The organism is Thalassotalea litorea, assembly GCF_043642205.1.
GTDB lineage: Bacteria > Pseudomonadota > Gammaproteobacteria > Enterobacterales > Alteromonadaceae > Thalassotalea_A > Thalassotalea_A litorea.
In genome coordinates this window covers 11,538-33,574 of sequence record NZ_JBHZSG010000012.1, presented here as the reverse complement: position 1 = coordinate 33,574, position 22,037 = coordinate 11,538, and the positions used below count along the sequence as shown (strand labels likewise).

The 22,037-nt window shown below is 44.0% G+C and carries 18 protein-coding genes and 2 tRNA genes; 16 read left to right on the top strand and 4 right to left on the bottom strand.

All coding sequences use genetic code 11. The annotated features are described in order from the left end of the window. Positions 1–2 precede the first annotated feature (2 nt). Together ACHUFQ_RS08095 and ACHUFQ_RS08090 are read right to left on the bottom strand one after the other, a co-directional pair. Positions 3–224 carry a DUF2788 domain-containing protein gene (locus ACHUFQ_RS08095; protein WP_394174599.1) on the bottom strand — a complete coding sequence of 74 codons (222 nt, stop codon included), beginning with the start codon at positions 222–224 and terminating at the stop codon, positions 3–5. Positions 225–309: 85 nt separating this feature from the next. Continuing rightward, positions 310–1,086 (bottom strand): alpha/beta fold hydrolase, encoded by a 777-nt coding sequence (locus tag ACHUFQ_RS08090; RefSeq protein WP_394174597.1) that lies wholly within the window; start codon positions 1,084–1,086, stop codon positions 310–312. A gap of 250 nt (positions 1,087–1,336) precedes the next feature. On the opposite strand from ACHUFQ_RS08090, the gene seqA reads away from it, so the two are divergent. The 12 genes from seqA to ACHUFQ_RS08030 all read left to right on the top strand — a co-directional run bounded on the left by seqA (position 1,337) and on the right by ACHUFQ_RS08030 (position 15,555). After that, on the top strand, positions 1,337–1,945 hold the full coding sequence (seqA, locus tag ACHUFQ_RS08085; RefSeq protein ID WP_394174596.1) for a replication initiation negative regulator SeqA: 609 nt from the start codon (positions 1,337–1,339) through the stop codon (positions 1,943–1,945). Positions 1,946–2,017: 72 nt separating this feature from the next. Beyond that, entirely contained in the window at positions 2,018–3,664 is a 1,647-nt protein-coding gene (gene pgm / locus ACHUFQ_RS08080) for a phosphoglucomutase (alpha-D-glucose-1,6-bisphosphate-dependent) (protein ID WP_394174595.1), read from the top strand. Between the two features lie 77 nt (positions 3,665–3,741). Next, entirely contained in the window at positions 3,742–4,551 is an 810-nt protein-coding gene (murI, locus tag ACHUFQ_RS08075; RefSeq protein WP_394174594.1) for a glutamate racemase, read from the top strand. A 235-nt stretch (positions 4,552–4,786) separates the two neighbouring features. Then, a complete protein-coding gene (locus ACHUFQ_RS08070) occupies positions 4,787–6,121 on the top strand; it encodes an HlyD family efflux transporter periplasmic adaptor subunit (protein WP_394174593.1) in 1,335 nt (444 codons plus the stop codon). Between the two features lie 159 nt (positions 6,122–6,280). After that, positions 6,281–6,457, top strand: a complete 177-nt coding sequence (locus ACHUFQ_RS08065; RefSeq protein WP_394174591.1) for a hypothetical protein — start codon at positions 6,281–6,283, stop codon at positions 6,455–6,457. A 65-nt stretch (positions 6,458–6,522) separates the two neighbouring features. Continuing rightward, positions 6,523–6,867, top strand: coding sequence for a hypothetical protein (locus ACHUFQ_RS08060; RefSeq protein WP_394174589.1), 345 nt, complete (start codon positions 6,523–6,525; stop codon positions 6,865–6,867). Positions 6,868–6,913: 46 nt separating this feature from the next. Further along, positions 6,914–9,061 carry a peptidase domain-containing ABC transporter gene (locus ACHUFQ_RS08055; RefSeq protein ID WP_394174588.1) on the top strand — a complete coding sequence of 716 codons (2,148 nt, stop codon included), beginning with the start codon at positions 6,914–6,916 and terminating at the stop codon, positions 9,059–9,061. An 80-nt stretch (positions 9,062–9,141) separates the two neighbouring features. Beyond that, positions 9,142–10,215 carry a succinylglutamate desuccinylase gene (gene astE / locus ACHUFQ_RS08050; RefSeq protein WP_394174586.1) on the top strand — a complete coding sequence of 358 codons (1,074 nt, stop codon included), beginning with the start codon at positions 9,142–9,144 and terminating at the stop codon, positions 10,213–10,215. A gap of 358 nt (positions 10,216–10,573) precedes the next feature. Further along, entirely contained in the window at positions 10,574–11,755 is a 1,182-nt protein-coding gene (locus tag ACHUFQ_RS08045; RefSeq protein WP_394174584.1) for a thiamine pyrophosphate-dependent dehydrogenase E1 component subunit alpha, read from the top strand. A gap of 3 nt (positions 11,756–11,758) precedes the next feature. Further along, positions 11,759–12,736 (top strand): alpha-ketoacid dehydrogenase subunit beta, encoded by a 978-nt coding sequence (locus ACHUFQ_RS08040; protein ID WP_394174582.1) that lies wholly within the window; start codon positions 11,759–11,761, stop codon positions 12,734–12,736. 9 nt (positions 12,737–12,745) lie between these two features. Next, positions 12,746–14,362: a dihydrolipoyllysine-residue acetyltransferase gene (locus ACHUFQ_RS08035; RefSeq protein WP_394174580.1), complete on the top strand. Its 1,617-nt coding sequence runs from the start codon at positions 12,746–12,748 to the stop codon at positions 14,360–14,362. A gap of 218 nt (positions 14,363–14,580) precedes the next feature. Next, the gene (locus tag ACHUFQ_RS08030) at positions 14,581–15,555 is read left to right on the top strand and encodes a transposase (RefSeq protein ID WP_394174657.1); all 975 of its coding nucleotides are present in this window, start codon (positions 14,581–14,583) and stop codon (positions 15,553–15,555) included. Between the two features lie 734 nt (positions 15,556–16,289). Here the strand turns inward: ACHUFQ_RS08030 and metG are convergent. Next, entirely contained in the window at positions 16,290–18,317 is a 2,028-nt protein-coding gene (gene metG / locus ACHUFQ_RS08025; protein ID WP_394174578.1) for a methionine--tRNA ligase, read from the bottom strand. A gap of 206 nt (positions 18,318–18,523) precedes the next feature. Between metG and apbC the strand changes: the two genes are divergently transcribed. Beyond that, complete coding sequence (gene apbC / locus ACHUFQ_RS08020; RefSeq protein ID WP_394174576.1) at positions 18,524–19,579, top strand: iron-sulfur cluster carrier protein ApbC; 1,056 nt, start codon at positions 18,524–18,526, stop codon at positions 19,577–19,579. Positions 19,580–19,582: 3 nt separating this feature from the next. Then, the gene (gene dcd / locus ACHUFQ_RS08015) at positions 19,583–20,170 is read left to right on the top strand and encodes a dCTP deaminase (protein WP_394174574.1); all 588 of its coding nucleotides are present in this window, start codon (positions 19,583–19,585) and stop codon (positions 20,168–20,170) included. Positions 20,171–20,288: 118 nt separating this feature from the next. On the opposite strand, the gene ACHUFQ_RS08010 is transcribed toward dcd, so the two are convergent. Beyond that, a complete protein-coding gene (locus ACHUFQ_RS08010) occupies positions 20,289–21,203 on the bottom strand; it encodes a gluconeogenesis factor YvcK family protein (protein WP_394174572.1) in 915 nt (304 codons plus the stop codon). A gap of 527 nt (positions 21,204–21,730) precedes the next feature. Here ACHUFQ_RS08010 and ACHUFQ_RS08005 point away from each other — a divergent pair. Both ACHUFQ_RS08005 and ACHUFQ_RS08000 read left to right on the top strand, forming a co-directional pair. Further along, positions 21,731–21,806 (top strand) — tRNA-Ala (locus ACHUFQ_RS08005). Between the two features lie 161 nt (positions 21,807–21,967). Further along, a tRNA-Glu gene (locus tag ACHUFQ_RS08000) sits at positions 21,968–22,037 on the top strand.

The window sequence follows — 22,037 nt, the reverse complement described above, 5'->3', positions numbered from 1 at the left end:
TTCTAGCCGATCCCTCTACTTTCCCAAACGAACTGAATAATGCCTTTGGCAATGAATCCAGCACAACCTAGGAATAATACAAAATACACCACAAATTGGCCTTTTTTTGGGACGTTGTTTTTTTTCATCACGTCGTGAATGGACATCCCAATAAAGAAAAAAATAATGAGAAAAAATAAATTCAAACCTATGGTTTCAATTAATTCTAAATTTTCTGCCAGCATAATTCGCCCTTAAAAATCAGAGCGGCACTATAGCATATGCCTTAGGGAAATTACATCAATGCCCCGTGAAAAATATTAGGGTCCTTTAAACCTCATTTTTTTCAATAAATTGTTCAACTATGCGATTAAATTCCTGCGGCTTTTCGGCGTGCAACCAATGGCCTGCATTTGTGATAACCCGAGCTTTGGCATGAGGAAACCGTTTACCGATCGCGGCACGATTTTCGTTCGTGATGTAATCGGAATTACCGCCTTTAATAAACAATACCGGACCTGTGTATTGTGCATCGTTTTTTACGGGTTTGGTGATTTGATGATAAGCATTGGCAATGTTGTCGATGTTGGCTCGCCATTGATAACCTTGCTCGGACTTGACCAGATTTTTCAGCAAAAATTGACGCACGCCCAATGCTGGTTCGTATTCGGCTAATAGGTTATCAGCATCTTTGCGTTGATTGATGGTTTGTGGATCTATTGCCTTTAATCCGCTGAGTATTTGCTTGTGATGCGGGGGATATTGCACAGGGGCAATGTCGGCCACGATCAGGCTGTGAATTCGATTTGGTTGCGTTAATGCACATTGCATGGCAATTTTGCCGCCCATAGAATGACCAACAACGTGACACCTTTCAACGTTTAGGTGATCAAGCAAATTAAAGATATCCATGGCTAAGTCTTCGTAATCCATGGATGAGTGATGAAACGAGTCGCCATGATTGCGAACATCAACCTGAATGACATCAAATTTTTGCTGCAAATGTTTCGCCAATATATTGAGATTGTCCATAGCACCAAATAGGCCATGGATCAGGATTACGGTAGCACCGCTGCCACCGCGTTGATAATTGAGTAGGGTTGTCATGATGCTCACTTTACCCGATGAATCGGTACCGAATAATCAACAGAATTACTCGACCTGAATTAATCCCGATAATTTACACTAATTTCAGTTCAATAGGGTAGAGAGTTGATTATAAGCCAAGTATAATCTTTGACATTATAAGAGCTAAACAGTGACTTTGGCGTCAGAATTGGCTAAAAATCAATCGATAAGGTCGGTTTTAACCTTTTTGTCTGTCTGAGTTTCTCTACTTTTTTGCAGTGGTATTAAAATGAAAACAATTGAGATTGATGACGAACTATATCAGTACATAGCAGGTAAAACGGAATTTATTGGCGAAAGTGCCTCAGATATTCTTCGCCGTCTTTTGGCTGCGAACTCGGAGCTGTCAGCTACGCCTGTTCATGCAAAACCGGTTGATACAACTACTCAAAACGACGCAGAAGATAAGGTTCAGATCATTGAATCTGAGCAACCTGTGGCGGTAGACACCGCACAAGAAAACGCGAACGCCGTTCAGGAATTAAAAACGTTAACCAGCTGTCAGAATATTTTTGATGTAATTAACAAAGAAGAACTGGCGATGGAAAGGGGCGCAGTAGGGCGTTTTTTGAATATCCTGGGGAATTTACACCGGGTTCATCCAAAACAGTTTTCAGCGGTATTAGACATTCGCGGTCGCGATCGCTTGTATTTTGCCCAAAGTGAAGCCGAACTGCTGGAAACAGGTAGCTCTTGCAAGCCTAAGCAAATTCCAGACTCTCGCTACTGGGTAATGACCAATTCCAATACGACTCGGAAAAAGCTAATGCTGACGGATGTCGCTCAGGTATTGGGTTACAACAACGAAGACGCTGAAAGTATTCGCGATTTTCTGTAAATTACGCATCGTAGTAATCAGCAATCGTACCGTCGACCTAACAAATTCAACTACCGAAAATAAGGATATATCATGAGTGTTCATCCCCATGCAGGTAAACCAGCTCGCCCACAGGACCGCATCAATATTGGTCGTTTAACCAGCGATTATTTCCTACTGAAGCCCGATGTTAGTATTGCTGAGCAACGCGTTAGCTTTGGTACGTCCGGGCATCGCGGCAGCGCAGTTAAAGTTAGCTTTAATGAACCTCATATTTTGGCGATCAGTCAAGCGGTTGCAGAGTATCGCAATCAACAGGGATTTACCGGACCTCTGTATTTAGGAAAAGACACCCATGCATTATCGGAACCGGCATTTGCCAATGCCATTAGCGTTCTGATCGCTAACAATGTTCCGGTGATTATTCAGGACGATGAAGGCTTCACACCAACACCCGTTATTTCGCGACTAATTATTGCTCATAATGATGTCAGTGATAGTCGAGCAGATGGTTTGATTATCACCCCTTCACACAATCCTCCTACGGATGGCGGTATCAAATATAATCCACCCCACGGTGGTCCTGCTGAAGGCGAGATTACTAAGTTAATTGAGCAACGCGCCAATGAATTACTGGCAAACAATCTTCAGGATGTGAAACAGATTTCGCTGCAAGAGGCGATGAGCTCGCCACTACTAAAACGTCAGGACTTTATTGGTTTTTACGTCGGTGAATTATCAAAAGTGATTAATTTAAAAGCCATCGCAGACGCTGGGGTTAAAATCGGCGTCGACCCGTTAGGCGGGTCAGGCATTGCCTATTGGCCAAAAATCGCCGAGCAATATGGTTTGGATATTACCGTGGTAAACCCAGTTGTAGATGCAAGCTTTGCCTTTATGCCTCTGGATAAAGACGGCAAAATTCGCATGGATTGTTCCTCGCCTTATGCGATGGCTGGTCTGATTGCAATGAAGGATGATTTTGATGTTGCCGTCGGTAATGATCCAGATTTTGATCGCCATGGCATTGTTACTAAATCAGGTGGTTTGATGAACCCAAATCACTATCTGGCGGTCGCAATTCATTATCTTTTAACGCACCGTCAATGGCCGAAAACTGCAAAAATTGGTAAGACTCTGGTTTCCAGCTCTCTCATAGATCGCCTTGCAGAAAAATTACAGCGGCCACTGTCGGAAGTCCCAGTTGGCTTTAAATGGTTCGTTGATGGGCTGTGTGATAGCAGTTATGCGTTTGGCGGTGAAGAAAGCGCAGGTGCTTCTTTTCTGGCACTCGATGGTAGCTGTTGGACTACAGACAAAGACGGATTTATTCTTGCCTTGCTTGCCGCCGAGATACTCGCAGTAACTGGTAAAGACCCTTATCAATGGTATCTTACGTTAGCCGAAGAGCTGGGTACTCCCTGTTATGGGCGTGTCGAAGCCGTGGCCTCTACTGCCCAAAAAGCCGTGTTGACGTCATTGAGCAAAGACGATATTGACCAGACTGAATTGGCGGGTGAAACGATAACCGATATTTTATCCCATGCGCCAGGTAATGGTGCCGCGATTGGTGGTTTAAAAGTCGTGACGGAAAATGGTTGGTTTGCCGCTCGCCCGTCGGGAACGGAAGAAATCTACAAAATTTATGCGGAAAGTTTTGTTTCTGAGGAACATCTGCAATTGATAATTGCACAAGCGCAAGTTCTGGTTAGTGCAGCCTTTGCCAAAGCAGGATTGTGATTGGTTAGCGAGGCTTTAAATTAAATTTAGCGCCTCGCTCACAATGTCTTTGTAACGATTGCAAACCTAATGGTCATATGAATAAACGTTCGCCGATTGGTGTTTTTGATTCAGGTCTCGGTGGCTTGTCTATTTGTCGGGCAATTCGAGACGCATTGCCGCAAGAACAATTATTGTACTTTGCCGATACCGCAAACAACCCTTATGGCAATAAATCCGAGCAATTTTTACATCAACGGGCTGAACAAATCGTTGAGTTCTTCAGCAAACGAGGGTGTAAAGCTATCGTTGTGGCCTGTAACACAGCCACGGTGCATTCAATAAACAAGCTGCGTGCACGGTTTGATATACCGGTTATTGGCGTAGAGCCAGGCATTAAACCCGCAGTGAAAGCGACGCGGACGGGTCGGGTCGGTGTGCTGGCCACGAAACAAACCTTAGATAGTGATTCATTTGCCCGATTGAAACATCAGGTTTACACCGATGTTAACACTGACGTTGAGGTGATTGGACAGGCCTGTCCGGATTTCGTTGCGTTGGTGGAAAGTGGTCGTTTTGATGACACGTTAACCTATGAGACCGTAATTAACTATGTGCAACCGCTAATAGAGCAAAACTGCGATCAAATCGTACTCGGTTGCACCCATTTTTCATTTCTAACTGAGCCCATTTCCAAATTGATTGCCGGCAAAGCAAGCATTGTCGATACCTCCATGGCAATTGCACTGCAGCTTCAGCGTCGCTTACAGGCATTGGAGCTTATCAACCCAGATGACATTGGCTCTGCCATGAGCTTTTTCAGCAGCGACAGCCTGGAATGTTCATCAAACGGCCTTGCCAATTGCTGGCCCTTTGAGCTGAACGTTGCCCGCCAGGTAAACTTTTAGCTGACAAACTTTGTTATTTGTCCTGTTTACTAACCTTCACGCTTCAATTACAGGCGTATTAACGTCTCATTTCTGGCTCCGGTGACTGCTTAGTACAGTCCACAAACACCCTTGAATGCCTTATTTTATCTAGCCTTTAATGTGTTTTTTTTAAATCGACAGTTTTCGATTGATTTTGCGCAATACCTTTCCATTCTAAGATCATGATTAACTTTCTATTTGGTCGTTTCTATTAATGGGTCTATTTCGCAAGGAAGTGTTAAATAGCAGACAGCATCGGTTGCAAGGAACTGTGGTATTAACACAACCTTTGTCTCTTTCCATGCTCGTTGCAGCAATTGTTCTTTTGGTTGCCTTATTGGTTAGCTTTTTAGCCTTGGCATCTTATTCTCGCAAGGAAACGGTTCGGGGATATTTAAAGCCGGACAAAGGCGTTATTAAAACCTATGGACAGCTAACGGGTTATGTTGATGCATTGTATGTAAAAGAAGGTGAATTTGTCGTAGCCGGGCAACCGTTACTGACCTTGTCGACTCGTGCGCAATTTGGCATTGATAACACGTCCAACGGGTTGACCGCCAAAGGCAACGAAAACATTGGTAATTCACTGAAGTTGCAGGGCCAATCGGGTGAACAGAGTGAAAATATGTCAGCCCTGTCAGACCGCCTTATCAAGCGACTGAGCAGGCAAATTTACTTGCTGGAGCAAGAACAAGCGCAATATCAGCGCCTGCAGGCATCAGAGCTGGAGAGTCTGAAAGTTAGAAATAGGGCATTAATGGCGGAACAAAAAGCGACGCAACAGCAGGGATCCTTGTTAGCCAACAAGCTCGAAATATTGAGTGCTCGTCAGCAAAAAATGCAAAGCTTGTTTCGTCAGGGCTTCGTGTCTGAACGCGAGAATCAAAACCATCATCAGCAACTACTGGATCTTCAACAAGAAAGGCAGGTATTGAAACGCGTTAAGTTGCAGCAACAGCGAGAGCTAGCGCGGATGAATTTTGAGTTACAAAGCATTCCTGATCAATATCAATTAAAAGTTAATGCCGTACAACGTCACATAGCGGAATTGGAAAATCAACTGGGGAAGATCCGCTCAAATCGGCGTTTCACTGTTCGAGCGAATCGTAATGGCACGGTGACAGGGTTGCAGGTAACCGCGGGTGAATCGGTAAACCCCGCAACCTTATTGCTCAGTCTTATCCCTGAAAATTCAGTGTTGCTGGCAGAGTTGTTTGTGCCAACACGCAGTGCGGGGTTTATCGCCCCCGGACAACAGACCAAGTTTCGGTTTGATGCCTTTCCTTACCAAAGATTTGGGTTTATTGATGGCAATATCATGCAGATTGATTTAACCATTATTAACCCAAATGAACTGATGGCGCCGATTGCCATTCAAGAGCCGGTCTACCGCATTCAGGCACAATTGCAACATCAGGATATAGCGGCTTATGAAAACAATTTCGCGTTACGAAGCGGTATGTTGTTTCAGGCGGATATCATTTTAGAAGAACGGAGTCTATTGGCCTGGTTGTTTGAACCATTGCTGAGGGCGGCTAAGAAGCTATAGAAATCGGATGATTTTTGAACAACAAGAATTCTTCTGCATAAATAATGGAAAGGTGCAGAAAATCAACGTTTCAAGGTTTGTGTTGGAGCGTTGCAGGGGCTCAGAGGAGCCAGAGCAGTAAAATATTTTAACTTTTTTTAAATACAAGGAAGCGATTTTATGAAGGAATTAAATAGTATTGAAATTCAAGAAGTCAGCGGTGGTCATGCGAAGAGCCAGGGGCAGATAGTAGGAGAGGCTATGTTAGCAACAGCTGCGGTGATCGTTGCTGGCCCAACGATTGGAGCGTTCTTGATTCTCGGCGGATTTATTATTAATAATATTAGTGAGGTATAAATTTTTGTAGACAGTAATAAAGGCATGTTTCATGCCTTTATTCAAATAGAAAAAGGGATTAATCAATGGAATCTTTGATGGCTGTATTGGATAAGTCGGGTCTTAATTGCACTCTTGAGCCTAATAATGTCGTTAAGATAAATCACTTTCCTAGGGAGAATATTTACATCGAAGAGCATGATGGAAAATATCAGATTCGAAATGGCGTGTTCAGACATATTCTGCTCGCTCTGTTACTTACCTTTTTATTCATTTTTATGCAGGGAAATACGTTTGCAACTGGAGTGATAGGCCTTTTGGCACTTTATAGTGTTGTGCAGGGAATAAGGATCACGATTATTACGTCATCTTTAAATATTATGTTGTCGACCTTGATAACAGCAGACCCGAGTAAACATAGTCAGGCATAAACTCGCGTCAACTTATTCAACCAGTCACACGACTAAGGAGAGTCAAATGGCTGCATCCGTATTAAACTTTTCAATGTCACGAAAAGTTCCGCTGATATTGCAAACGGAGATTGCTGAGTGCGGGTTAGCTTGCATCGCAATGATCGCTAACTATTTTGGCCATACTCTGGATATGGCATCCATGAGAAAGCGCCAATCTGTCGGCACCACTGGCATGACCTTGCAACAAATGATTGCACTTGCTGAACAACTGCAATTATCCTGTAGGGCGCTACAATGCCCACTAGAGGATGTTGGTAAACTTAAGCTTCCCTGTGTGTTGCACTGGGATATGAATCACTTTGTGGTACTTAGCCGGGTAAGTGGGAATGGAAACAAAGCCCACTTTCATATCCATGATCCCGGCAAGGGTTGTTATCGGGTAACACGAAAGCAATTTTCGCAACACTTCACTGGCATTTGTCTGGAATTAACACCAACGGCGAGCTTTGTTCAACAACAGGAAAAGTCTCGACTGAAATTTTTCCAACTCTGGTCAAAAAGTACTGGGATATTACCAGGTGTGGCCAAACTTTTATCGTTATCACTTATCCTACAGTTTTTTACCCTATTGACGCCGTATTATATGCAATGGGTGGTTGATGAGGTTTTGGTGAGTTTCGACCAGTCTTTCCTGGCGGTGCTGGCTTTGGGGTTTGGGTTGCTGGTGTTATTTTCCAGCATCGTTACGGTTGCCAGATCATGGCTAATACTTCGCCTTTCAAGTGCCTTGAATTTACAAATGGGGATCAATCTGATGGCGCACCTGTTGCGCTTGCCGATGGCTTTTTTTGAAGCCCGTCATATTGGTGATTTGGTCTCCCGGTTTGGCAGTCTTGCACATATTCGAGAGCGTATAACTACCGGACTGGTCACTACCATGGTCGATGGCGTAATGTCTGTTGCCCTATTGATTATGATGTTTGTTTACTCAGTTAAACTCACCTTTATTGTTATTGCGATCGTTGGCGTTTATGCGTTGATTCGGTTTAGCTTGTACCGGCCATTAAATCGGGTTTCTGAGGAATTGATCCAAAGCTGCGCTAAAGAACAAAGCCACTTTTTAGAAACGGCCCGGGGCATGCAAACGATTAAGCTTTTTGCTCAGGAATCCAGTCGTCAGGATATCTGGCAAAATAAGTATGTGGACGTTATCAATCACGAAATACGTCTGGGGCGTCTGAATATAAGCTTTGATACAAGCAACAAATTTTTATTTGGCATGGAAAATGTAGTGGTTATTTTTCTTGCCGCTGGCATGGTCATGTCAGCAACACTGACCGTGGGGATGCTATTGGCGTTCATTGCCTATAAAAATCAATTCACCGCAAGAATGATTGGTCTGATTGAGCAGATTATTCAATTTAAAATGATGCGATTGCACCTAGATAGAATTGCCGATATCGCTCTTTATGAAGAGGAAAAACATCGACAGGGCTCACAACCTTTATCTTCGCTAAAAGGTGAACTGAAACTGGTTAACGTCAGCTTTTGTTATCAACAAACCGGAAAGGCGAATCGTCCTTTATTGGATAATATTAACTTGACCGTGCTACCAGGTGAATCCATCGCAATATCCGGACCCTCCGGTGCCGGTAAGTCAACCTTGATGAAAATCATGCTTGGCTTATTACAGCCTACATCTGGCGCTGTGCTGCTTGACGGTCAGGACATCACGCGTCTGGGATTATTAAATTACCGACGGCATATTGCCGGTGTTTTGCAAGAAGATACATTACTATCCGGTTCTATCGCCGACAATATTTGCTTTTTTGACCCAAATCCAAGTATGTTGAGAATCGAACAGTGTGCAAGGGCTGCCGCCATCCATAAAGATATCCAGAAGATGACTATGGGATATCACAGCGTTGTCGGGGATATGGGGGCGACACTATCTGGCGGACAGATGCAAAGAGTTTTACTGGCTCGAGCCTTATACAAACAGCCGGCAATTCTTTTTATGGATGAAGCCACTAGCCACCTGGACAACGTGAATGAAAAAGAAATCAGTGAACAATTAGCCAGGTTGGAAATGACTCGGGTCGCTATTGCTCACCGTCAGGAAACCCTCAATTGTGCGGAAACTTTATATGAACTTAATGACGGCAAGCTTTATCCGCATTCATTAACACCTGGCAAAGTCACGGCGAGTTAATATTGATTTATACCAACCCCTTGCACGTAAAAAGTGCAAGGCCAGGTTTTTTCACCTAAAATGCCATTAACATTTTTTTGATGACAAGAAGTATTGTGACGGACTATCCTCAACAACTGATAAAAAGCGGCGACTTTCTTTCTTTTACTCGTGAAAACCCTGAAAACATTGAACGGCCCTTCACGTTTTATCTTAATGAACAGGCATCCCAAACTCAGGTAAGTGTCTTAGATACTGGGGTTATCTGCTTTGAACCGGTAGGCAAACCAACGCATCGTGATCTGGTGCTCTCCTGCGGCGTACACGGTAATGAAACGGCGCCGATTGAAATATGTCAGCAATTGATAAAAGAGTTACTGCACGGACAATTGTCTTTGACTCAACGGGTGTTGTTCTTGTTTGGTAATCCACCGGCGATAAATTTAGGCAGCAGGTTTGTTGAAGAAAATCTCAATCGTCTGTTTAGTGGTGCCCACAGTGATGATGTTGGGTTGGCGAATCAGGAGCGCAGGCGCGCCAAAGCACTAGAGGACTACGTCAGAGACTTCTTTGATCAAGGTGGAAATATTGACGACGAGCGTCAGCGCCTTCACTATGATCTGCATACTGCGATCCGAGGCTCTAAGAATGATAAGTTCGCCGTTTACCCGTTTAATCATGGCAAACCGCGGGACAAGCAGCAACTGCAATTTCTCTATGCTAGTGGCGTCAATACCATATTGCTTTCCAATAGCCCAACAACGACGTTTAGCTATTTCTCGGTCAACGAATGTTGTGCCCACGCGTTTACCGTAGAGCTTGGCAAAGTCAGGCCATTTGGGGAAAACAAACCAGAAGATTTTGCGCAGATTAACAAAACCTTGCGGGCCCTAATTTCGGAACATAACCCGGATTTTGGAACATTTGATGCAGCAGAACTGAATCTATTCGAAATTTATAAGACCATAAACCGAACCGAAGAGAATTTTGTACTTAATTTTGCCGATGACGTGGAAAACTTCACTGATTTTCCGGTTGGTTATGTTATCGCAAACGATGGCGACACCGCTCACGAAATCTCTCAACCGGGAGAAGCAATCATTTTTCCGAATGCCAATGTGGCATTGGGCCAACGCGCTTTACTCACGGTAGTACCAGCCAAATTGACGACCTGATTTAGTCAGGTCATCCCCGCTAAGTGTAAACCTAAACTTCCACTTATCTTACTCTTCCTTTGCCTAATTCAGAGGCTTTATTGCAAGTAATATTGGCGGATCGTAAAGTCTTGGCAATCCTTAAAAGGAGGAGCCACGCGGTCTGGAGTCGAATAAAGACTCTAATTTTACCGGCAAATCCAATGGTAAGACGTCCGCTACTTACCTTGATACTGGATTACTAACAATAATTATCGTGGCCCTAAATTAAGCAAAAATTCAAAATGCCATTGCTGCATTGTGATAAGGAGCTTGCACGTCAAGCACTTGATAAATAGAACAACAGCAATTGGATTAAGCCAGACAACAAGAGACGCTTATGGATACACAAATCTATAAATCGAGTCGTGAAGTGCATTCCGCCGATTTCATCGATGGTCATTCTATCGATATCCCGATACTCAAAATTCTCAAACAGGACGGTAGTGTCTATAAAGGTGCGGATCTACCCGATATTAATCAGGATCTAGCGACGAAAATTTATCAAACGTTAGCTTTTCATCGAGTGCTGGATGAACGCATGATTGCAGCGCAACGCCAGGGCCGGGTGAGCTTTTATATGGCGGCATTAGGTGAAGAGGCGGCAAGTGTTGGTAGCGCAGCGGGCTTGCACGATGAAGATATGATCATGGCGCAATATCGAGAACAGGGTGCACTCATGTATCGAGGCTTTCGCCTTGAACAATTTATGAATCAGATGTTTTCCAATGAGCTGGAATTAGGAAAAGGCCGACAAATGCCTATCCATTACGGTTCTGAGGCGTTGCATTATATGACGATTTCGTCGCCGCTAGGGACCCAAATACCTCAAGCTGCAGGCTATGCGTATGGTCAAAAGCTGCAAGGCAAAGAGCGTTGTACCATTTGCTATTTCGGTGAGGGGGCCGCCTCTGAAGGTGACTTTCATGCGGGTTTGAATATGGCTGCGGTGCATCAAGCACCGGTTATCTTTTTCTGCCGTAACAATGGTTATGCGATATCCACGCCGTCTAACGAACAATATGCGGGTAATGGTATTGCATCAAGAGGCGCAGGCTATGGCATTAAAACCCTGCGTATAGATGGAAACGATATTCTTGCGGTTCTGAAAGCAACGCAGATGGCCCGAGCCTATGCATTAGAACACAATCAACCGGTGTTAATTGAAGCCATGTCGTACCGATTAGGTGCCCACTCCACCTCGGATGATCCAAGTGGTTATCGTACCCGGGAAGAGGAAGCTAAATGGGCAGACCATGATCCAATCCTACGCATGAAGAACTGGATGTTAAAGCAGAAATGGTGGGATGAAGAACAAGAATCGGCATTATTTGAACAGCTTCGTGACGAGGTGTTGAGTGCGGTGAAAGTTGCCGAGAAAATCGCCAAGCCTGGAATCGAAGAATTGATAACGGATGTCTATGATCAGGCAACGCCAGCTCTCGAAAAGCAACTCGAGCAGTTAAAAGAGCATATTCGTAAATACCCGGACGCTTATCCAACTACCGCAGGGAGATTTTAGTCCATGGCGCAAATGAATTTATTACAAGCGATTAATAATGCGTTGGATATCGCAATGGCCGAGAACGACTCCGCCGTGTGTTTTGGTGAAGATGTTGGCCATTTTGGTGGCGTTTTTAGGGCAACCAGTAATCTCCAAGAGAAATATGGTAAAGCCCGCTGCTTTAACACGCCGTTGACAGAGCAGGGGATTATAGGTTTTGCCAACGGACTTGCGGCGCAAGGGAGTTTGCCGATTGCCGAAATTCAATTCGCAGATTATATTTTTCCGGCCTTTGACCAAATTGTGAATGAAAGTGCAAAATTCCGTTACCGCAGTGGCAATGAATTTGATGTTGGAAAATTGACCATTCGTACCCCATATGGTGGCGGCATTGCCGGTGGTTTGTATCACAGTCAGTCTCCTGAAGCCTATTTTGCCCACACTCCAGGCCTGAAAATTGTGGTGCCAAGAAACCCATATCAAGCCAAAGGATTATTGCTTGCGTCAATTCGTGACGATAACCCCGTGGTATTCTTCGAACCGAAAAAGTTATATCGCGCATCCGTTGGTGAAGTGCCCGAAGAGGATTATCAAATACCACTTGGCAAAGCCGAAGTGGTCTCGACAGGCTCTGATATCTCTTTACTTGGTTGGGGCGCACAAATGGAAACCTTGGAAAAAGCGGCCAAGATGGCTGAAAAGCAAGGGGTTTCTTGTGAAATTATCGACTTACGGTCAATCTTGCCGTGGGATGTGGAAACCGTTGCTAACTCTGTTATTAAAACCGGTCGTCTGCTGATTAACCACGAAGCTCCATTGACCGGTGGATTTGCAGGAGAAATTGCTGCAACGATTCAATCAGAATGTTTCTTACACCTGGAATCGCCAATCACCCGAGTATGTGGTCTGGATACGCCATTCCCATTGGCACATGAAAAAGAATATATGCCAGATGAATTGAAAACCTTTGAAGCCATTATGGCCTCAGTGAATTACTAGGGGGTTGTGATGAGTATTGATTTTATCTTACCGGATATCGGCGAAGGCATTGTTGAGTGTGAACTCGTAGAGTGGCTAGTGAAAGAGGGAGATCGTATTGAAGAAGATCAACCCGTTGCTGATGTAATGACCGACAAAGCCTTAGTGCAAATTCCGGCAATGTATTCCGGTGTTGTTGAAAAGCTTTATTATAAGCAGGGCGAAATTGCTAAGGTACACTCACCGTTGTTTGCGATGACCACACAAGGTGATGAAGCGGACGTGAAAACGAACGGTGAGAATATCAGCGATGTGCCTGCGCTGGAAACCGTGATTGCCAGTGATTCTTGTCCTGCTGGCTCGAATCAAACAGAAGACTTTATTCTACCGGATATTGGTGAAGGCATTGTCGAATGCGAAATTGTTGAATGGTTGGTTCGTGAAGGCGATATCATTGAAGAAGATCAGGCGGTTGTTGATGTGATGACCGACAAAGCTTTGGTACAGATCCCGGCCAAATATGCCGGCAAAGTCGTTAAGCTTTATTATGCTAAAGGCGATGTTGCTAAAGTTCATGAGCCTCTGTTCGCTATTGAACATCAGGGTGCAGCAGACGCAAGCGTTGCCACAAGTTCAGTTGCAGAATCACAACAACAAGTTAATCAAGACACCCACGCTTCGAAAACTGTTAAACAAGATGATAAACAAGACACCCATGTTTCTCAGCCGGTAAATAGTAAAGTCGCCAGTGGTAAAGCTTTAGCGAGCCCGGCAGTTCGCCGAGTTGCCAGAGAAATGTTCGTCGATATTCATCTGGTTCCAGGTAGTGGCCCTAAAGGGCGCGTCTACAAAGAAGATGTAGTGAAATTCTCTCAAAGTGGTTCACAAGTGCAGCCGTCTGCAGCCCCAACGGTTGAATCCGCGCCAGTTTGTGTTTCGGGTAACACAAGAGTTGAGCCTATCCGAGGCGTGAAAGCGGCAATGGCTAAAGCCATGACTGCATCGGTATCGACCATCCCTCACTTTACTTACTGTGAGGAAATCGATTTAACGGATCTGATTGCATTACGAAAGTCGGTCAAGAGCGAGTATGCCAAACAGGACATTAAAGTTACGATGATGCCTTTCTTTATTAAGGCAATGTCACTGGCCCTTAGGGAATTCCCGGTGATGAATTCGCAACCTAATGATGATTGTACGGAGCTAACTTATTTTGACGATCATAACATTGGGATGGCAGTCGATTCTAAGTTAGGGTTATTAGTGCCGAATATTAAGCAAGTGCAAGGTAAGTCCATTGTTGACGTTGCAAAAGAAGTGATGCGTTTAACCCATGCTGCACGCGATGGCAGGGTGGCAGCCGCGGATTTAAAAGGCGGCACCATTAGCATCTCTAATATTGGCGCAATAGGTGGTACCGTTGCAACGCCAATTATTAACAAACCAGAAGTTGCTATCGTTGCGTTAGGTAAAGTTCAGACATTACCACGGTTTGATGAGAATGGAGATGTTCAGGCTCGTGCAATTATGCAGGTTAGCTGGTCCGGAGACCACCGTATTATAGACGGCGGTACAATTGCCCGTTTTAGTAATCTTTGGAAATCATTTCTGGAAAATCCAAACTTAATGCTGATGCATATGAGCTAGTGACAATCGACTACACAGCCCGCTTTTGCGGGCTTTGTTTTAAATAGACATCCACAGTAACGCACTTTTTACTCTTTAGACACCCACCCTAATACTTCCATTAATAAGACACCCACGCTTAAATAAAATTCATATTTGAGCTATCCAAAAAAACTGACTGGCACAGATTGCATGTGAAGCTATCCTCAAGGTATATCTCAATTCCAAGGAGTGGAATGATGCCAAACCCAAGAAGTAGGCAGATTTGCCTTCAAGCAACCCCTTATTACCATTGCGTCAGTCGTTGTGTACGACGCGCATTTTTGTGCGGAAAAGATAAATTTTCTAATAAAAGTTTTGAACACCGGCGCGAATGGGTTGAAAGAAGGTTGCTGTTCCTATCTGAAATTTTCTGCATCGATATTTGTGCGTACGCGGTTATGACAAACCATTGTCACCTCGTGTTGCACGTCGACAAAAACAAAGCCGAAGCATTAAGCGATACGGAGGTTATCCATCGTTGGCACAGGGTATGCAAAGGTACATTAATCACTCAACAATTTATCGAGGCAGGACATATTTCTGAATCGCTTGTAGCAACGCTCAACGCTACTATCACAACTTATCGAAATCGGTTATTTGATATCAGCTGGTTCATGCGCTTATTAAATGAACCAATTGCCAGGATGGCAAATGCTGAAGATAATTGCACGGGGCGATTTTGGGAAGGGCGATTTATGAGTCAGGCTCTATTGGATGAGCCTGCACTGGCTGCTTGTATGACCTATGTTGATTTAAATCCGCTAAGGGCTGGTATAGCTCAAACACCAGAAACATCGATGTACACAAGTATCCGAAGAAGAGTTTCATCAGCTTTGAAAGGTAGGCAACCTGAAAAATTGATGAAATTTGTTGGTGACGCCAAGGAAAATATGCCTTCAGGGCTACCGTTTAAATTTGAAGATTATTTAAATTTACTGGATCTCACCAGTAGAGTCATTAAAGATAAAAACTGTGGATATATAGACTCTAATGCGCCTAACATCTTGGCAAGACTAAATATTTCATCGCAAAGTTGGCTGAGTTTGACCACAAGGTTTGAGTTTCACTTTAGAGGTCCTGCCGGCCATAAAGTATCTCTTACTCATCTTTGCGAGATTCAAAACCGAGAACGGCGAATCAACATGGGTTCGAGTAAAAAGTTTTTTATTTAAACCTACTGAGATTATGCCATGTTTACTTTTAAAGGGGTTTGATTGGTACTTTGTCTTCAAAATATCACCTTGTACCCCAAGTCATTGCTCCTCTTAAAACTTCCATGCTTTTCTTCAATGTTGTCAGCATTTGGCTGATTTCTGGATAGAGGGTGTATTGTTGTCTGGCTGAGGAGTTGTTTGAGGTTCTAACGTTTTGTTCTCATCACGTTTTTTTTCTTGCGCTGCTTCATACCTAGCTGATACAAAATGACAGCTGAATTCTTCAATTTGCCTGGCACTGCATGCAGATAGGTTAGTGAAAGCAAGCGCTGAAAAGGTAAATACAAAAAACCTGTTCGAGTTTGATCTTACATGATGTTTTTTCACTATTTAATTATCTTTATCTTTATCTTTTTCGATATTTTATTAAATTACAAATGGCTACGGTAATTGTTGTTTAGCTAGCCTAACGAAATGGACAATCGATGCAAGCCTTTAGAGTCCGTTCGCAGTCTATTCCATCACATGATTAAGTCCACAATGCTATATCCGTGACCTATCTTGCGTCTGTTTAACGTGGATGTCTAGTTAGTGGTTTCACTGTAGTGGGTGTCTAGTTAAGTCACTAGGTAGTCGTTGGGTCTTACGATGGATGTCTAATTAGTTATTGATGGCGCAGAAAATGTGGCAATAAAAAAGGGACCAATGTAAAAGCGGTCCCTTTTGTGTAAATTGATATTGGTTCGAGTATCTTACATGACTCGCATGCCTGGTTCGGCGCCATTGTCAGGGTTTAAAATGAAGATATCTTTACCGCCAGGACCTGCGGCAATGATCATGCCTTCTGACATGCCAAAGCGCATTTTTCGTGGCGCCAGGTTGGCAACTACGACGGTCAGTTTTCCGATTAAATCTTCTGGTTGATAAGCTGATTTTATGCCAGCGAAAATTTGCCTGGTTTCACCGCCTAAATCGACTTCGATGCGAAGTAACTTGTCGGCTTTTTCGACATGCTCTGCTTTGACGATTTTCGCTACGCGTAAATCAACCTTGGCAAAATCGTCGAAACTGATTTCATCAGCAATTGGGTCATCCGCTAACGGACCGGTGACTGGTTGTTGCGCCTTAGCTTCAAGGTTATCTTTAGAATCTTCAACCATAGCGTTGACTTTATCCATCTCTACGCGTTGCAGTAACGCCTTAAATTTATTGATCTTGTGATCAGTGAGTAAAGCCTTGTGACCTTCCCAGTTCAGCTCATCATTTAAGAACTGAGCGGACTTATCCGCCAGACCTGGTAGAACCGGCTTCAAATAAATCATCAGAATTCGGAACAAGTTAATGCCCAATGAGCAGATTTCCTGAACCTCTTGCTGCTTGCCGTCTTCTTTGATTAATTGCCATGGTTCTTTTACGGCAATGTATTCATTGACTTTATCGGCAAGTGCCATGATTTCTCGCATGGCGCGACCAAATTCGCGATTTTCATAGTGCGCGGCAATGCTATCACCGGCATTCATAACTTCATCGGCTAGTGCCTGTTCAGTTGGGTTGGCAATCAAGATGCCATCGAATTTTTTGCTAATAAAGCTGGCACAACGAGAGGCAATATTAACGAGCTTACCAACTAGGTCGGAGTTAACCCGTTGGGCAAAATCTTCCAGATTCAAATCTAAGTCATCGATGCGGCTTGTCAATTTAGCCGCGAAGTAGTAACGCAGATATTCTGGGTTTAAGTGGTCCAAATAGGTACGCCCTTTGATAAAGGTGCCCTTAGACTTGGACATCTTAGTACCATTGACGGTGACGAAACCGTGCGCATATACGGATGTCGGTTGACGATATCCTGAGCCTTGTAACATGGCAGGCCAGAATAAGCTGTGGAAATAAATGATGTCTTTACCGATAAAGTGATACAACTCGGCTTCAGAGTCTTTGTTCCAGAACTCATCAAAGTTAATGCCTTGCTTATCACACAGGTTTTTAAAGCTACCCATATAACCAATCGGGGCATCTAGCCATACGTAGAAGAACTTGCCCGGAGCGTCTGGGATCTCAAAGCCAAAATAAGGCGCGTCACGGGAGATATCCCATTGTTGTAAACCTTGCTCAAACCACTCTGCCAGCTTGTTTGCCATTTCTTCTTGCAGCGACCCACTGCGGGTCCAGTCTTTTAGCATTTGCTCAAATGCCGGCAAATCGAAGAAATAATGCTCAGAGTCTTTAAGCACAGGCGTTGCACCGGAAACTACACTGATTGGGTTGATCAGATCCGTCGGTGAATAGGTCGCACCACAGTTATCGCAGTTATCGCCGTTTTGATCTTCACTCTTACATTTTGGACAAGTACCTTTTACGAATCGATCCGGTAAAAACATTGCTTTTTCAGGGTCGAATAGTTGCGAAATGGTACGGCGTTTAATATGGCCGTTGGCGTCCAAACGGCGATAGATTTCCTCGGCGAACGCCTGGTTTTCATCGCTGTGGGTGGAATGATAGTTATCAAACTCGATTTGAAAGTCGGCAAAATCCGCCATGTGCTCTTGACGTACCTGCTCGATCATGGCTTCTGGTGCCATGCCTAATTGTTGCGCTTTGAGCATAATTGGTGTGCCGTGAGCATCATCTGCACAGACGTAATAGGTTTCATGCCCCCGCATCTTTTGGAAACGTACCCAGATATCAGTTTGGATGTACTCAAGAAGATGGCCTAAATGGATTGGGCCATTGGCATAAGGAAGTGCGCTGGTGACAAGGATTTTGCGTTTATTGGTCGACATTGTCCGAATTTAATTTGTTAATGGTGATCGTGGCAGCGATAGTACAAAATTTGCGGGTTTTTTTCATTAATAATTATCGATATTGCCGAAAAAGCCACATATTATGAAACAAAGCATTAATTAAATGGATGAGAAGGCATGATATGCCTTCGATAACGCCAACAAATGCACGAGACTATGCATCACATTGCAGAAAAGGTGGAAAAATGGAACAAGAAATCCGCAATTATTTACGGCAATACCGCAGCAAGGATTTTCCCTTTGGTTTGTTAGACGTATTATCCAAATGCGATATTAGCGAAAATAATGAAGGTTATTTACTGGATGTGAGTCTAGCATTTCCCTGTTTTACACAACTGCAGTGTGCGGTTGAAAAGTTGGCTGAAGAGTTAGATGTCAACCTTGATTTAAAAGCCAAGGTTTCGGTGGAGCCCGTAAGGCAACACAATATTAGTGGCGTAAAAAATATTCTCGCGATTGCTTCAGGTAAAGGTGGTGTAGGTAAATCAACAACCGCCGTCAATATTGCTTTGGCGCTACAGGAGGAGGGCGCCCGGGTCGGGATCCTTGATGCAGATATATATGGTCCATCCATTCCGACAATGCTTGGCATTGGTGATCAAAAACCAGGTTCTGAAGATGGTAAGCGGATGTTGCCACTCCATGGTCAGGGGTTATCGGCAATGTCGATTGGCTTTTTGGTACCGGATTCTCAGGCCAGCATCTGGCGTGGCCCGATGGCAAGCACCGCCTTTACACAACTACTTAATGAGACCGCCTGGGATGATCTCGACTATCTGTTAATTGACATGCCACCTGGCACCGGCGATATTCAATTAACGCTTGCCCAAAAGGTGCCGGTTGCCGCAGCTTGCATGGTAACAACACCACAGGATATAGCCCTGATTGATGTCAAAAAAGGCATCAGTATGTTTGATAAAGTGCAGGTGCCAGTATTGGGGGTTGTCGAAAATATGAGTTATCACATTTGTGCAAACTGTGGGCATGAATCTCATATTTTTGGGCGGGGAGGCGCGCAGCAGCTTGCCGAAGGTCAGGACATCAACCTGCTTGGACAAATCCCACTGAATCTTGATATTCGTCAAGGGGCGGATACGGGGAAATCACCAATATTAACCGATATAGATAGTGACATTAGCCAAATCTACCGTAAAATAGCCACCAATATAGTAAGCGATTTGTATTATCAACTGGATTGGCGCAGTCCTGCGACCGCCAAGCTCAGCATTATAGAAGAATAAGCCATGAGACTTTGTGATAAAGATATTGAAGCCCTGTTAGCGGCTGGAAAAATTTGTATTGAACCTCGCCCGGATGCCAGCATGATTTCTGGCGTGAGCGTTGATATTTGTCTGGGAAACAAGTTTCGCGTATTTGAAGATCATACCGCACCATTTATTGATCTGAGTGGTCCAAAGGCTGAAGTTCAGGAAGCGATGAATACCTTGATGAGTGATGAGATTCATATTAATGATGGCGATGCATTTTTTCTACACCCGGGAGAGCTTGCACTTGCGGTTACGCATGAATCGGTAACATTGCCTGCTGATATCGTTGGCTGGTTAGATGGTCGCTCATCCTTAGCGCGTCTGGGATTAATGGTTCATGTTACGGCGCATCGCATTGATCCGGGTTGGTCAGGGCAAATCGTTTTGGAATTTTTCAATTCAGGTAAGCTGCCATTGGCCTTGCGGCCGAAAATGAAAATAGCGGCGTTAAACTTCGAGACCATGTCCGGCGAAGCGGTTCGTCCGTATAACAAACGCGATGATGCAAAATATAAGGACCAAAAGGGTGCGGTTGCAAGTCGTATTAGCCAGGATGACGGTTAGTCACGATTGATTTGCACAACAGTTGGATAATATCGCAACCTAATGTGTTCAATAAAAAAGCCCGGGAAACGATGTGACCCGGGCTTTTTGTATGATTTAAGTAAACCGCCTGTCGGCGCTACCCGTTTACGACGTCCGATGCGGCAAAAGATAACTTTCCGGCACAGTCTTCAAGGGCGGCGAGCAATAACTGCTTATCGTGATAGTCGCTATTGTCTGCATCGCTTAAGGTCCGACAAAGCACGTTTACTTTATCCGACGTGGCACTGCTATCTTGAGTAATAACCGTATCAATCGGCAAACTGCCTAAATTACTTTCTAGCCAGTTTAGTTTTTCATCCAATACCAATTTGCCAGCGGGGCTGTCTTCCTGGTTAATGTTATCGATAAATACGCATTGGCCAGTGCGCTTTGCAATAGCGCTGCGTATATCATTAACCAGTAATGGCGGTACTACGCTGGTCAGAAAGCTACCCGGTCCTAAAATAATTAAGTCTGCATTCTCAATGGCAATTACACATTCTGGAATGGATTTAACCAAAGGTGCCAGCATCAGTTTGTTTGGCATTGATGGCATATCATCGACAGAGATTTCCCCTACCTTGCAGCGGCCATGTTCATAAAAGGCAAGTAGGTCGGTGGGGGTTTCTGACATTGGGTAAACTTTGGTTTTGACCTTCAATAAGCTGGAGATCAAATTTATGGAGTCGAGAGGGCGACTCTGGATTTCATTTAAGCCAAATAAAATTAAGTTGCCCAGGTTGTGACCGCTGAGTTCATCATTACCGTCAAAACGGAAGTTAAACAATTGGTTACCAACAGACTCAGGCTCGACTAGTTGCGTCAGACAATTACGTAAATCACCCCAAGCAATAGAGCTGGTACGTTTTCTTAGTTTGCCGGTGGAACCACCATTATCGGTGGTCGCAACGATGCCGGTTAGCTGATCACCCAGAAAAGATAAGGTAGAAAGGATTCGTCCCAGACCATGGCCACCGCCAATGGCTACTACATTTAATTTTTGTAAGCGCATATATCTTCAGTCACCTAACTCGCCGAGAATACTGCGCAAAATAAGACTGGCTCAGAGAAATAAGAATTAAGGTTTTTGCATACATAGTTATAGGAGCTATATCTGACCTTCACAAGAAAATTACCTTATTTGTTGGCGTTTTTTCATTGTAGCGATAATTCCCTATAGATTTCTACTGATATATATTTTCCGATGGGATCGGAACAGGGCAGGGAGTATCATTGAATGCTATCAATCAGTTTTTTGAAATTCGCCTGAGCAAACGTCCAAGGGTGTTAGCATGCTATCTCTTTAACCGCATTTGGCGCTCGAAAGACCTTATATTTTCGCCCTTTTTGAGGGTGAAATTACGATTTCATCAGGCCTGGCTATGTAAAAAATCAACAAAGCGATGAATTAATAATCGCTTAACCCCGTTTTTCGTTATTTTTACGTTTTTATGCAAAAAAACTGTTGACTCTTTAGGGGACCCTGCTTAGAATTCGCCTCGCTTTCAACGAGTAAGGTCGCTCAAGAGAGCAGGTTCTGGGGCTATAGCTCAGCTGGGAGAGCGCTTCGCTGGCAGCGAAGAGGTCTGCGGTTCGATCCCGCATAGCTCCACCAGAATTCTTTTAGTTTGGTTTTTCCAAACTATGACTTTGGCAAAAGTCAACGCAGGTTGAATATTTTCAACGTGTAGAAGGTGAATTTAAGATTCGAAGTGTCTTATTTTCTTATGCGGATATACTTAATGAGTCAGATTTGATTTGTTGAATATTTTTTGCGTCCCCTTCGTCTAGAGGCCTAGGACACCGCCCTTTCACGGCGGTAACAGGGGTTCGAATCCCCTAGGGG